The following is a 13166-nucleotide window of genomic DNA, read 5'->3' as shown; positions in this document are numbered from 1 at the left end:
TCCCTAAAAGGTAAGAGCGGTGCGCGTTCCGGTTTCCACTTGATTCAAAATCAATAACTTAGCGACTTCGTAAAGGAAGTGAGCCTCCCCATTTGAATGGGCCCACCGTTAAGATTAGGAAACGGAGGACCAAGAATGGCAAACAAGCGACCGAAGCCGGAAGAAATTGTCTCGAAGTTGCGGCAGGTTGAAGTTCTGATGGGGCAAGGGATGCCGCGTCTGGATGCGATCAGACAGATCGGCGTTGTGGAGCAAACCTATTACCGCTGGCGCAAGCAATATGGCGGAATGGGTGTAGACCAATTGAAGGAACTTAGGCGGCTTCAGAAGGAAAATGAGCGGCTCAGGCGTGCGGTATCAGACCTGACGCTCGACAAGCTTATCCTGACGGAAGCATCGAAGGGAAACTTCTAAGCCCCTCTCGTCGCCGTGCTTGCGTCGCTCATGTTCGCAGCCAGTTCAAAGTTTCCGAGCGCCGTGCATGCCGCGTACTGGGACAGCACCGATCCACGCAAAGGCGTATTCCACGGGGCCGACCCGATGAAGAACAGCTGGTGGCCGACATGATCGAGCTTGCCAGGCAGTATGGTCGGTATGGGTATCGCCGGGTTGCGGTGTTGCTGAGAGAGGCTGGATGGTCTGTCAGTGATGGGCGCATTGAACGGCTTTGGCGACGAGAGGGGCTGAAGGTGCCTGCAAAACAGCCCAAGAAGGGACGGCTTTGGCTAAACGATGGTTCATGTGTTCGACTCAGGCCGGAACATAGCAATCATGTCTGGAGCTATGACTTCGTGCATTGTCGCACCGATGATGGGAAACCTTTCCGGACGTTGAACATCATCGACGAGTTCAGCCGGGAGTGCTTGGCAATCAGGGTAAAGCGAAAACTAAACTCGGCGGATGTGATCGATGCTCTGACGGATTTGTTCATTCTGCGCGGCACACCGTCCTACATCCGTTCAGATAACGGTCCTGAGTTCGTTGCTCTGGCGGTTCGCGACTGGATTGCAGCTGTCGGAGCCAAAACGGCATACATCGAACCAGGCTCGCCTTGGGAGAACGGATTTTGTGAAAGCTTCAACGGTCGCATGAGGGACGAGCTGTTGAACGGGGAAATCTTCTACTCGCTCAGAGAAGCGCAGATCATCATCGAAGAATGGAGGAAGCACTACAACACCAAACGACCACACAGTGCACTGGGTTATCGCCCTCCGGCACCAGAAACCATCATCCCGATGGAACACAGGCCGATCATGCACTAACAATCACGTTGGACCCGTCAGATAGGGCTGCTCAGTGCTATGCGCAAACCTACACCTTAACAAGTTCATCACTGCAAAATTAACTTCATTTGATGTTCTAAGTCCTCACAAGGCAGCGCTTTTTCTAGCAGTTTAGAATAGTGTTCAATTGGGTGCCAAGAAACACTAGCGAGTGTGAGGTTTGCGACGACCCGAAAGTACCCGCGCAAACAGGCCATTTGCCTTAATCCACTCAGAATACTCACGATAGTCCACATCCGTCATAAGGTGTTTTTCTTCAGTTTTGGCCCGGGCGTAGTAAACTGCGTTCACTCCAATTAGCAAAATACAGCTTTGAAAAGCCGCCGCCGTTCCTAGGTTTGAAAGGAACGGTACAGACATCAACCACCACATAACGTTTTTTGACAGGTACGCCGGGTGCTTGGCATAGCGAAACGGCCCGGTCGTAATTATCCCGCGATGTGTCAGATTCGAGAACCTAATTCCGAATGCAACCGTGGCCCAAGCATAAGTCACTGCAAGTACTACGATCGCCGCCCCCCATAGTGTTAAGAGCAGTGGCATCCCTTCAAACCAATATGTCCAATCTAGAGTGCCGGATTTGTAATCAAGAGGGCCACCTGAAGTTATGAGAATGAATGGCGGGTAACAGATCAACGCTGCAACCCAAGAAGAAAGGTAAGGGTTTGCTGTTCTGATGTGTGAGTCTAGCGCTTTAAAGGTGCAAAGATATCCGATCGTTCCGATGCAAACGTCCACGAAAAATGTCAATTGAATTAAGAAAAAAACGGTCGGCAGCGGTTTGGAAAAAAAATTACTCAGATCAGCGTTGATCATGGAATGAATGTTCGTCGGCAGGATCGAGATCATAAATGCTAAGAAAAAACCTTTGACGAGCCATGCGCGACAATGATCTTTGACCTTTTGTCGATCGACAGCCGAGTAGTTTAACGTGACCAGCTTTCCAAAGTGCCAAAGCTCGTCGCGAGGATCCACCATGTGGCGAGTGGTAAATGCAATGTAAATTGGCGACAGGATCCAGAGCAATGGAAAAACGACAAGAGACAATGCCCGGGTCAACTCGTATTTCGATGCTTCATAGGTTGGGATGAGTTGATAAGCTAGTGCGATCACGAGAAAGGTAGCACCCAGACCTATAGTTTTTGTAACTGTAATCTCCATGACTTCAGACCGTTGTCTTGCCAGCCCATAGTCCAAGCCTGTGGAAGCGCGCATGTGTGCTTTGTCGAGCAAAATAGTCGATGCAACCATTGTAGCCGCGGGCAAACCCAACAACATCATAATGGATTGCAGCAAAGATACTTCGAAATACGCCGCTCCCATTGTGGCGCAGAACAAGGAAACGACACCGATCAATCCAGTGGCTTCGCTAACGGCCGATTTCGGAAGATGCCGTGAAGCGCTGATAAAAGTCGCCGAGTGCGGTGTGCCCACGGGTTCTTTCTCGCTGGCATTTGTCTCAATCGCCGTGCTCATTCCCTTACCCTTTTCATCCCACTGCATGGTCTTAAGGAAACCGCCACATGGGTTCTGCTTCCTAATCTTAGCAGCATCCCGCAGTATCCTTGCGATGTAACCGTCTTAATGTCGCGCTACTCCTCAGTTCACCAATCCATCGCGCCTTTTTCGTGAAAGGAATCGACGAGAAAATCTATGAATGCCCGCACCTTGGGCTGTGTAAAGCGTCCGGGTGGGTAAACGGCGTAGACGCCCTGTACCTCGTCCGGAAGCGATGGCATCGCATCCACAACGGCACCGGATTTCAGCGCTTCTGCGTAGAGATAGCTGGGCAGGTATGCGATCCCCAGGCCCGAAATGGCGGCGTTCAACAGGGATTGCCCGTCATTTACGCTCAGCCACCCTGCGGTGCGAACCTGTCTTTTTTCACCCGAAGGCGCGGTCAGCTTCCATAAATTGCCAGAGGACTGGCTGGAGTAATGCAGTAGCTTGTGTTCATTCAATTCGTCAATTTTCTGCGGCCGGCCGAATTTCTCGACATAGCTGGGAGCTGCGACCATCCGTTTGACAGTTTCTGTCAGTTTACGGGCGCGCAGGGTGCTGTCTTCCAGCTCACCAATCCGGACGGCCACATCGAACCCTTCTGAAATCAACTCGACGTAGCGGTTGTTCAGAACCATGTTCACCGTGATATCAGGATAGGCCGCCAGAAAATCCGACAGAACTGGAGACAGATGATTGACGCCGAAATCTGTTGCAACGCTGATACGAAGCAGACCCGAGGGGGCGGATTGCATCGAAGTCACAAGCGCATCAGCTTCGCCTGCGTCATTCAAAACGCGTCGTGCGCGATCGTAATATGCCAGGCCAATTTCCGTCGGCGACACGCGCCGGGTCGTGCGGTTCAGCAGCCGTGCGCCCAGACGGGCCTCGAGGCTGGAAACATGCTTTGACACGGCCGATTTGGAGATGCCCATTTTCTTGGCCGCATCGGTGAAGCCACCTTGGTCCACCACATTGGCAAAGGCTTCCATTTCGGTCAGTCGGTCCATTCTCATTCCCCAAGTCTTAGTCCTTTTTTCCAACCTGACGTCCAATCTAGGCGGAAACAGGGCGGACATGGGATAATATCAGGGTTTCAATTCGGATCGTTTGCATATGGGAAACGCGGAAACGATGGTTTCCGAGATGGCCACAAAGCCTGTAAGCCAAGGGTTTTGGGTGATTTCGGCCAGATATGCTAGGGTGACAATGGCAAATTTGTGACCACGGAGGAGATCATGAAAGCCATTTATACCATAGCAGCCACATGTCTGTCCGCGACCCTTGTATGGGCGGGTGGCGAGACGCCGTCGAACCCAGACGCACGGGTGTATTTTGTAAACCTGTCGGATGGCGACACGGTTTCATCGCCGGTGACCGTGGTCTTTGGGTTAAGCGGGATGGGCGTGGCCCCCGCCGGAACCGAGGTGGAAAACACCGGTCATCACCATTTGCTGATCGACCGCCCGCCATTGGGTGAGGGCGAAGACGGTGTGGACGAGCTGGCCTATGGTCTGCCTGCGGACGACAACCATCTGCATTTCGGCGGGGGACAGACCGAGGTGACAACGGAATTGGCCCCTGGTGCACACACGCTGCAACTGGTGCTGGGCGATGCCGGGCATGTGCCACACTCCCCTCCTATTGTGTCCCAGATGATCACGATAACGGTCGAGTAGCCGACGTGCCTTCGCGGCGCAGGCAACTATGCCACGTCGGGCAATAGGAAAATACGGCGCGCCAGCGCCGAATTCAGCCGTTCTTGTGGATACCATTGGCTGAGGGCTGTCTTGGCCATCAAATCGGGGTTTTCCGCAATGAATGCCTCGAAAGTGCTGGATTGTGAACTGGCAAGACGCTCTGCGATCAGGCTCATGAATGCGTAAGTGATCGTCAGGTTGAACTTATCCGGGGCGCCGGCTTTGACCGCAAGTGTTCGGATCCCTTTGGCGTAGATCGCTGCAGCATCGATAAAATCGTACTTTCGCAGCAGGTCATATGCGACCTGTACATGTTCGGCATGTCCGAACGTTGTGTTGTCGATGGCGTGTGCCTCAAACGCGCTGGTGATGTCGGTGATCATTCTCCGTCCTCCTTGAAACGGTGGCTGTCCTCGGCTGTCCAGTCGAGGTCGTAGACACTTTTGAGCTGTTTGATCTTCTCCAGCGTATCCTCGGAAAACGCTGGCTTGTTCTCAAAGCTATGCAGGGTAATCCCCTCGATCAGATCGCCAAGGGTCATGTCCAGCGACTCTGCCAGCCCCTTGAGGACTTTCAGCAGGCGTTTTTCGATACGAATTCCCGTCTGGGTGCGTTCTATTTTTTGACTCATGGTGTACATATGTACATTGATATCAATAGAGTCAAGTGGCACAAAAAAAGCCGCCTCTTTCGAGACGGCTTCCTGCAGTTCAATTGAGGTGTTGCTTTAGAACGTAGCCGCCAGCCGCGTCCCCTGATTGATCGCCCGTTTAGCATCCAACTCTGCCGCCACATCCGCACCGCCGATCACGTGCGGAGTGATACCCTGTTCGATCAACGCATCCGCCAGGCTGCGCTCGGATACCTGACCGGAACACATAACGATTGTGTCCGCCGCGATCACGGTCGGATCAGCACGTTCCTCACCAAAGCTGACATGCAGGCCGTCTTCGTCGATGTGCTCGTAATTCACGCCGCCCACAAAATTGACGTCCTTCATCTTTAGCGTAGCGCGGTGAATCCAGCCGGTTGTTTTACCCAGACCTTTCCCATGCGCCTGTTTCTTGCGCTGTAACAGAGTGACCTCACGCGCAGGTGCCGCAGGTTGCGGACCCTCAGGTGCCAGGCCCGAGCGGTGTTCGGCCGGGTCTGTGACGCCCCATTCCTTCATCCATGCGGGCAGGTCGGTGGTAACGCTGTGGCCGTCTTCCAGCAGGAATTCGGACACATCAAACCCGATGCCGCCGGCACCGATCACGGCGACTGACTTACCGACATCCGCCTTTTCGCGCAGCACGTCGATATAATTGATGACGTTGTCCCGATCCTGACCCGGGATTTGCGGATCGCGCGGAATGACACCAGTAGCGATAACCACCTCGTCAAAGCCGGTCAGGTCGTCAGCGCTGACTTCGCGGTTCAGCTCTACCTTCACACCCAGATCGGTCATCATGGTGCGGTACCAATCGACCAGTCCCCAGAACTCTTCTTTGCCCGGAACCTGCTTGGCCATGTTCAATTGGCCGCCAATCTCCGAGGCGCGATCGAACAGGGTCACGTCGTGTCCGCGCTGGGCTGCGGTCATCGCGGTGGACAATCCCGCGGGGCCGGCGCCGACAATGGCAATCGTCTTTGGCGCTTCAGTTGTGGTGATTTCCAATTCGGTCTCATGGCAAGCGCGCGGGTTCACAAGGCACGAGGTCAACTTGCCGCTAAAGGTGTGGTCCAGACACGCCTGGTTGCAGGCAATGCACGGCGCAATCTGTGCCGCTTCACCTGCAATTGCCTTGTTGACGAAATCTGCATCGGCGAGCATCGGACGGGCCAGAGACACCATGTCGGCGCAACCCGTCGACAGGACCTCTTCGGCTACCTCTGGCGTGTTGATCCGGTTCGAGGTGATGACGGGGATAGAAACCTTACCCATCAGCTTTTTCGTTACCCAGGCGAAGGCCGCGCGCGGAACGCTGGTGGCGATGGTCGGAATGCGTGCTTCGTGCCAGCCGATGCCGGTGTTGATGATCGTGGCACCGGCCTCTTCGATACGCTGGGCCAGTTCAACGACCTCTTCATGGGTCGAGCCATTGGGGATCAGGTCGATCATCGACAGGCGATAGATGATGATAAAATCAGTGCCTACGGCTTCACGCGTGCGGCGAACGACTTCGATCGGCAGGCGCATACGGTTCTCATAGGACCCGCCCCAATGGTCGGTACGCTTGTTGGTGTGTTTCACAATGAACTGGTTGAGGAAATATCCCTCGGACCCCATGATCTCGACCCCGTCATAACCCGCTTTCCGGGCCAGAACGGCAGCGTTCACGATGTCGCTGATCTGTTTCTCGATACCTTCCTCGTCCAGCTCATTCGGCGGGAAGGGCGAGATCGGGGATTTCACCGGGCTGGGGGCCACACATTTCGGACCATAGGCATAGCGACCCGCATGTAGGATCTGCATCGCGATCTTGCCCCCCGCGTCGTGCACCCGCTGTGTGACGATGGAATGGTTCGCGACTTCTTTGTCATTGGTCATCATCGACGCGCCGGGCAGCACCGATCCTTCAAGGTTCGGGCCAATCCCGCCTGTCACCATCAATGCGACACCGCCACGGGCGCGGTCGGCATAGAACTCGGCCACACGGTTCCAGTCGCCGGTTTCCTCAAGCCCTGTGTGCATCGACCCCATCAGGACGCGGTTCTTCAAAGTCGTAAAGCCCAGATCCAGCGGGGCCAGCATATTTGGGTACGCAGTCATGGCGAACTCTCCCTCCCGATTTGTCGACGCTAGATTGACCTTCACGTCAACGTTGTCACGCGAAACCTAACGTCACACCCTTTGCTGGCGCCTTGGGGCTTGATACAGACGTCTCAAAGCACATTCACGAGGCTGCACATGACCCCCGAAGAGATCGCCAAACTGCCCTATCGCCCTTGCGTGGGGCTTATGCTGATGAATGCCGAGGGCAGGATTTTCGTCGGTCAGCGCAATGATCGCCACAAGGATGCATGGCAAATGCCTCAGGGCGGCGTGGACAAGGGCGAAGATCCACGGGATGCAGCCCTGCGTGAGCTGTGGGAAGAAACCGGCGTAACCTCGGACTTGGTCGAGATCGTCGCCGAAACAGACGGCTGGCTGCCTTATGATCTGCCACACGACATCGTGCCGAAAATCTGGAAAGGCCGTTATCGCGGGCAGGAACAGAAATGGTACCTGCTGCGATTTACCGGCCAGGACGACCAGATCAACATCCAGACCAAGCACCCGGAATTCACCCGATGGAAATGGCAGGAGCCAGGCAAGCTGATCGACGAGATCGTGCCGTTCAAACGTGAGGTTTACATGCAGGTGGTTGCCGCCTTTGCGGATCACCTGTCATAAAACAGCATGCGCATTGAAGACATCTGGCCCAAGTACCGCGCGCGCCTGAAGGCGTTTCTGCATTCGCGTGTGTCCAACACCGCGGATGTGGAAGACCTGTTGCAAGAGATCTCGGTCAAAGTCTTCACCGGTCTGCCCAACCTGAAAGACCCTGCCAAACTGCAACCGTGGTTGTTTCAAACGGCTGACCGCACGATCATCGATTATTACCGAAAATCCGGCCGTGTCGAGGCGCATCCGGATGATCTTTGGTATCACCGGGATGATCCGGAAACGCGTCAGGACCTTGAGGGATGCGTCGAACCTTTCATTCGCGGGTTGCCGCAGGAAACCTCGGACATGCTGATGGAGATCGACATCAATGGCATGTCCCAACAGGATTATGCACAGGCGCAGGGTCTGGCGTATTCAACGCTTAAATCCCGGGTTCAAAAGGGCCGGGCAGAGCTGCGAAAAGCGTTCGAGGATTGCTGCAATATCTCAATGGACGTGCGAGGCAATATCGCGGACGTAAAGAAAAAACCGAAATCTTGCAAAAAATGTTGATCCGATCGTCGTCTTTTTGATGCGGGCTTCGTCTGACAGATGAAACCAGCAAAAGGAAAGACCTATGATCCGTATAATCAGTTTCAAAATCTGCCCCTTCGTTCAGCGCGTCACTGCGCTGTTGGAAGCCAAGCAGGTGCCCTATCAGATCGACTACATAAGCCTCAGCGACAAGCCGGATTGGTTTCTGGAGCTGTCGCCGACAGGTCAGGTTCCGGTTCTGGTGACCGAAGGCGGTATAGCGCTGTTTGAGTCGGACGCGATTGCCGAATACCTCGATGAGGTGGCCGCCCCGCTGCAACCCGATCTGACACCCGAACAGCGCGCTCTGAACCGCGCGTGGAGCTATCAGGCCAGCAAGCACTACCTTGTTCAGTGCAGCGCAATGCAAAGCGCGGATCAGGTGATCTTTGCGGATCGGACGACCAAGCTGAACGCCTCGTTCGCGAAAGCCGAGAAGCAGTTTAGCGGTGGCCCATTCTTTGCGGGTGAGGCGCTGGGCAATGTCGATATGGCTTGGTTGCCGTTGCTTCACCGGGCTGCACTCGTGGCCGATCACAGCGGGCACGATATGTTGGCTGACTATCCTAAGGTGAAGGCGTGGCAACAGGCTTTGATGGCGACCGGCATCCCGCAGAAAACCGTTTCCGAGGATTTTGTAACCCGGTTCACAGATTTCTATCTCGCAGAGCGGACGTGGTTGGGGCGGGGTGCGAACCTGAACGAAGCGCCTGCAACCGCTCAGGTGAAACAATCCGGCGGGTGCTGTGGGTGATTCACTCACTAAGCCGCACGTTGGCGTGAGGGGGCGTGGCCGCATCTGATCGACCTGTCTAGCTTGACGGGTATGAAGGACACGGCCCCAACTCTCTCTTCTGTAAAAACCGCCGGGCGCAAGTTTACCGGCACCGACCGTCGCGCGCCTTTGCGCGGCGGTCTGCAAGGGTGCGGGGAATATGGCGCAGGGCAGACGGCAGGCCGGTTCTACCCCATCGCCTGCGTCGCGCTTGAGATCACCCAACGTTGCAATCTGGATTGCACACTGTGTTACCTTTCGGACCGAGCCGAGATGACCTATGACCCACCGCTGTCGGTTCTGTTTGCGCGTCTTGCTACTATCCACAGCCATTATGGCCCCGGTGTCTCGGTCCAACTGACCGGGGGTGATCCGACCCTGCGCAAGGTGGAAGACCTTGAGGCACTGTGCCGCGAAATTCACCGCCTGGGCATGCGGTCGTGCCTGATGACCAACGGCATTCGCGCCAGTCGGGCGTTTCTGACGCGGCTTGCGGCGGCGGGGTTGGACGACGTGGCCTTTCACGTCGACATGACGCAGGAGCGCAAGGGGTTCAACAGCGAGACTGAGTTAAATGTGGTGCGCCGCGCCTATATCCGCCACACGCGCGGACTGGGCCTGCGGGTATTGTTCAACACGACGGTCTTCGGCGGCAATATTGCTGAACTGTCTGCGCTGGCACGGTTCATGCGAGACCGCCCCGAGGTGGCTTTTGTGTCCTTCCAGATGCAAGCGGATACCGGGCGCGGGGTGTTACGCGAACGTCCCGACGCGATCACGCAGGACAGTGTCATGCGTGCGGTCGAGGCCGGATATGAAACGCCCCTGCATTTTGACACGGCCGCCGTGGGCCATGCAAAATGCAATCGCTATGCAAGTGTTGTGACTGCCGGTGGGCGTGCGGTTTCGGTTCTGTCCGCCAAACGCCTGACGCAGAAGGTGATCGCCGCGCTAAGCCGGGCCGACCAATCAACTGACGGCCATATCGACACCCGTGACAGCGTCCGGCGTATGGCGCGGCGCAACCCGTTTCTGGCGCTGCGGGCCGGGTTGCATCTGCTGAGGTGCGTGCTGCGTTTAGGCCGCGGCTTGTTGCGGGGACCTGTCCGCCGGCAATCGGTCTTCATTCATAACTTCATGGCCGCCGACGCATTGGAGGATGATCGCTGTGCCTCTTGCGTCTTTATGGTCGCAACCGCAAACGGGCCGTTGTCCATGTGCGTTCACAACGCGCAGCGTGACATGCATCTGGCCGCACCGGATCGGGTCGACGGGCCATCTGGCCCAAGCTGGTGGAACGCCGCCGTCCCCCACCTGTCCGCTGGACCCGATCTGCCGGATCTGAGCGATCCCGGACTGGCCCCGCTCAAGCGGCTCAAGGGGCAGTTGCGGGCCACGCGCCGGAACCAAAAGGACGTACCATGAAAAAACTTCTGATCCTGCTGCTGCTTCCGGTTTTGACCGCATGCGCTAGCGCAGAGCGTCTGGCCTTGCCCGCCCCCGAGGCATTGCCGGGGCAGACCCTGACCAGATTTGCGTCCCCACCGGGCGAAAAGGTCGATCACCGTGATTGGACAGCTTTCCTGCACCGCTACATCGTGACCGACGGGCAGGGGGTGAACCGGGTAACTTACGGGCAGGTGACACGGGCAGACCGCGCACGCCTGGACGAGTATCTGGTCGATCTGCAAGCCATTGACCCCGCGCGGCTGACACGTGATCAGCAACTGGCGTATTGGATAAACTTGTACAATGCGCTGACGGTGGATGTGGTTCTTCAAAACTATCCCGTTGCTTCGATCCGCGACATCAAGAACGGACGATTTTCGATTGGGCCGTGGAACCAAACTCTGGCGCGGGTGGCCGGGCAGGAGTTGACCCTCAATGACATCGAACACCGCGTTATTCGATCCACATTCGGCGAACCGCGCATCCATTATGCGCTGAACTGCGCCGCTGTGGGCTGCCCCAACCTGATGGATCGCGCCTGGCAGGCCGAGACATTGGAGCGCGATTTCGCTGCTGCCGAGCACGCCTATATCAACGACCCGCGTGGCGTGCAGTTCGACCAACGCGGCGGATTGATCCTGTCAAAGATCTTTATCTGGTTCCGCGAAGATTTCGGACCGAATGAAAAATCCGTGCTGGCCTACATCGCGACCGCAGCGGAACCCGAGCTGCGCGCCCGTCTTCAGCAGACGTCGCGCGTCAAAGCGTATCAGTATGACTGGGCTTTGAACGACGCGGCGGCTGGATCTTAATCAGCGGATTACAGCAACCCTTCGGCGCGCAGCAGGTCCTGCATGTTCGCCTCGGGGCGCGGGCCGATGTGGCTGATGACCTCGCGGGCGCAGATATTGCCGATCTTGGCGCAGGCTTCGTGATCGCGGCCTGTGGCCATGCCAAACAGGAATCCGGCGGCAAACTGATCGCCCGCACCGGTTGCGTCCACGGGCACGACTTTCTCGACCGGTACGTCGACGCGTTCTCCTTCGCTCAGAACAGTTACACCATCGCCGGAGCGGGTGCATACGACAAGCGGGCAGATCGCGGCGGTTTTGGCTAGCGCCTCGTCCAGATCATCGGTTTCGAACAGGGATTTGATCTCGGCCTCGTTACCAATGACAAAATCAAGTTCGTTTTCGATCAGCAGCAGGAAATCGACACGGTGGCGTTCCACACAGAAGGGGTCGGAAACGGCGATACCCGCCTTGCCGCCACCTTTGTGGCACGCGCGCGCGGCCTCTAGAAACGCAGCTTTGCCCTTTTCCTTGTCGAACAGATAGCCCTCAAGGAACATGATCTGGCTGTTGCCTGCGACGTCATCCGATACGTCCTGCGACGACAGTTCCGAGGAAATCCCCAGGTAGGTATTCATTGACCGTTCCCCATCGGGCGAGACAAAGATCATCGAGCGCGAGGTTGGCAGTTCGCCACCCGGAACCGGAGGGTTCACGAAATCAACGCCGTCCTCGTTCATCGCATCCGCGTAAAACCGGCCCAGAGCGTCATCATGAACCCGCCCGATAAACGCTGAATCCAGCCCCAGCGCACCTGCGCCGGCGATGGTGTTGGCGACCGAGCCACCCGGCGTCTGAACCCGACCTTCCATCGAGGCATAGAGGACCTCGCCACGCTCCTGCTCGATCAGCTGCATGATGCCTTTTTCAATGCCCATCAGCTCTAGGAAACTGTCGTCGGCTTGGGAAATCACGTCCACAACTGCGTTTCCGATGCCGGTCAGTTGGTAAGTTTTCATAGGTTCTTGTCCTCAAATTCGCAGAGATCGCGGATTATGCAGGTGCCGCACATGGGTTTGCGCGCCTTGCAATGATAGCGGCCATGCAGGATCAGCCAGTGATGCGCATGCAGCTGAAAGCCTGTGGGGATATTGTCTTCGATGGCGCGTTCGACGGCGTCCACATTCTTACCGGGGCAAATGCCGGTGCGATTGCCAACCCGGAAGATATGCGTGTCCACCGCCTGCGCCGGATATCGCCACCACATGTTCAGCACGACATTGGCCGTCTTGCGGCCCACACCCGGCAGCGATTGCAGCGCGGCGCGGGAATTGGGTACTTCGCCACAATAGTCGTCGACCAGAATACGGCTGAGCTTGATGACGTTCTTCGCCTTTTGCCGAAACAGGCCAATGGTCTTGATGTGTTCAATCAGACCTTCTTCGCCCAGATCCAGCATCTTTTGCGGCGTGTCGGCGATCTTGAACAACGCACGGGTGGCCTTGTTCACACCGACATCGGTTGCCTGCGCAGACAGCGCCACGGCGACGACCAGAGTATAGACGTTGACATGCTCAAGCTCGCCCTTGGGTTCGGGGTCGGCTTCCTGAAAGCGCGTAAAGATCTCGCGGATCCGGTGATATCCGAGTTGTTTTGCCATCCGCGTCTTAATGCCGTTCGGGGCGCGTCGATACAAGTCCAAAGCCAATGCGCAAGTTCCGG

At 56.4% G+C, this 13166-nt stretch carries 14 protein-coding genes; 7 read left to right on the top strand and 7 right to left on the bottom strand.

Annotation, left to right across the window (positions count from 1 at the left end; genetic code table 11):
- Nucleotides 1–135: 135 nt before the first annotated feature.
- Nucleotides 136–1262, top strand: a protein-coding gene (locus tag RUA4292_RS07930; RefSeq protein WP_145974784.1) for an IS3 family transposase whose coding sequence is annotated in 2 segments (ribosomal slippage) — nucleotides 136–400 and nucleotides 400–1262 — 1128 coding nt in all. Because the reading frame shifts where the segments join, the coding sequence is not laid out codon by codon here.
- Nucleotides 1263–1427: 165 nt separating this feature from the next.
- Here RUA4292_RS07930 and RUA4292_RS07925 read toward each other — a convergent pair.
- Entirely contained in the window at nucleotides 1428–2786 is a 1359-nt protein-coding gene (locus tag RUA4292_RS07925) for a methyltransferase family protein (RefSeq protein ID WP_058277099.1), read from the bottom strand.
- A gap of 101 nt (nucleotides 2787–2887) precedes the next feature.
- Nucleotides 2888–3793, bottom strand: coding sequence for a LysR family transcriptional regulator (locus RUA4292_RS07920; protein ID WP_058277098.1), 906 nt, complete (start codon nucleotides 3791–3793; stop codon nucleotides 2888–2890).
- Between the two features lie 228 nt (nucleotides 3794–4021).
- Between RUA4292_RS07920 and RUA4292_RS07915 the strand changes: the two genes are divergently transcribed.
- Complete coding sequence (locus RUA4292_RS07915) at nucleotides 4022–4462, top strand: DUF4399 domain-containing protein (RefSeq protein ID WP_058277097.1); 441 nt, start codon at nucleotides 4022–4024, stop codon at nucleotides 4460–4462.
- A gap of 26 nt (nucleotides 4463–4488) precedes the next feature.
- Here RUA4292_RS07915 and RUA4292_RS07910 read toward each other — a convergent pair whose 3' ends face one another.
- From RUA4292_RS07910 to RUA4292_RS07900, 3 genes are all read right to left on the bottom strand, one after another.
- Nucleotides 4489–4866: a hypothetical protein gene (locus tag RUA4292_RS07910; protein WP_058277096.1), complete on the bottom strand. Its 378-nt coding sequence runs from the start codon at nucleotides 4864–4866 to the stop codon at nucleotides 4489–4491.
- Nucleotides 4863–5114, bottom strand: a complete 252-nt coding sequence (locus tag RUA4292_RS07905; RefSeq protein ID WP_058277128.1) for a hypothetical protein — start codon at nucleotides 5112–5114, stop codon at nucleotides 4863–4865. The genes RUA4292_RS07910 and RUA4292_RS07905 overlap by 4 nt, the downstream gene beginning before the upstream one ends.
- A gap of 96 nt (nucleotides 5115–5210) precedes the next feature.
- Nucleotides 5211–7238, bottom strand: coding sequence for an NADPH-dependent 2,4-dienoyl-CoA reductase (locus RUA4292_RS07900; protein ID WP_058277095.1), 2028 nt, complete (start codon nucleotides 7236–7238; stop codon nucleotides 5211–5213).
- Nucleotides 7239–7376: 138 nt separating this feature from the next.
- Between RUA4292_RS07900 and RUA4292_RS07895 the strand changes: the two genes are divergently transcribed.
- From RUA4292_RS07895 to RUA4292_RS07875, 5 genes are all read left to right on the top strand, one after another.
- A complete protein-coding gene (locus tag RUA4292_RS07895; protein WP_058277094.1) occupies nucleotides 7377–7862 on the top strand; it encodes an RNA pyrophosphohydrolase in 486 nt (161 codons plus the stop codon).
- 6 nt (nucleotides 7863–7868) lie between these two features.
- Nucleotides 7869–8408 carry an RNA polymerase sigma factor SigZ gene (gene sigZ / locus RUA4292_RS07890; protein WP_058277093.1) on the top strand — a complete coding sequence of 180 codons (540 nt, stop codon included), beginning with the start codon at nucleotides 7869–7871 and terminating at the stop codon, nucleotides 8406–8408.
- 64 nt (nucleotides 8409–8472) lie between these two features.
- On the top strand, nucleotides 8473–9183 hold the full coding sequence (locus tag RUA4292_RS07885; protein ID WP_058277092.1) for a glutathione S-transferase family protein: 711 nt from the start codon (nucleotides 8473–8475) through the stop codon (nucleotides 9181–9183).
- 72 nt (nucleotides 9184–9255) lie between these two features.
- Nucleotides 9256–10629: a radical SAM protein gene (locus RUA4292_RS07880; protein WP_058277091.1), complete on the top strand. Its 1374-nt coding sequence runs from the start codon at nucleotides 9256–9258 to the stop codon at nucleotides 10627–10629.
- Complete coding sequence (locus RUA4292_RS07875; protein WP_058277090.1) at nucleotides 10626–11465, top strand: DUF547 domain-containing protein; 840 nt, start codon at nucleotides 10626–10628, stop codon at nucleotides 11463–11465. The genes RUA4292_RS07880 and RUA4292_RS07875 overlap by 4 nt, the downstream gene beginning before the upstream one ends.
- 8 nt (nucleotides 11466–11473) lie before the next feature.
- Here RUA4292_RS07875 and RUA4292_RS07870 read toward each other — a convergent pair whose 3' ends face one another.
- Both RUA4292_RS07870 and nth read right to left on the bottom strand, forming a co-directional pair.
- Nucleotides 11474–12463 (bottom strand): adenosine kinase, encoded by a 990-nt coding sequence (locus RUA4292_RS07870; protein WP_058277089.1) that lies wholly within the window; start codon nucleotides 12461–12463, stop codon nucleotides 11474–11476.
- Nucleotides 12460–13104, bottom strand: a complete 645-nt coding sequence (gene nth, locus RUA4292_RS07865; RefSeq protein WP_058277088.1) for an endonuclease III — start codon at nucleotides 13102–13104, stop codon at nucleotides 12460–12462. Before nth ends, RUA4292_RS07870 begins: the two co-directional genes overlap by 4 nt.
- Between the last annotated feature and the right edge of the window lie 62 nt (nucleotides 13105–13166).

The organism is Ruegeria atlantica (genome assembly GCF_001458195.1).
Lineage (GTDB): Bacteria > Pseudomonadota > Alphaproteobacteria > Rhodobacterales > Rhodobacteraceae > Ruegeria > Ruegeria atlantica.
The sequence above is the reverse complement of the archived record's forward strand: the minus strand, read 5'-3'. Positions and strand labels throughout refer to the sequence as shown.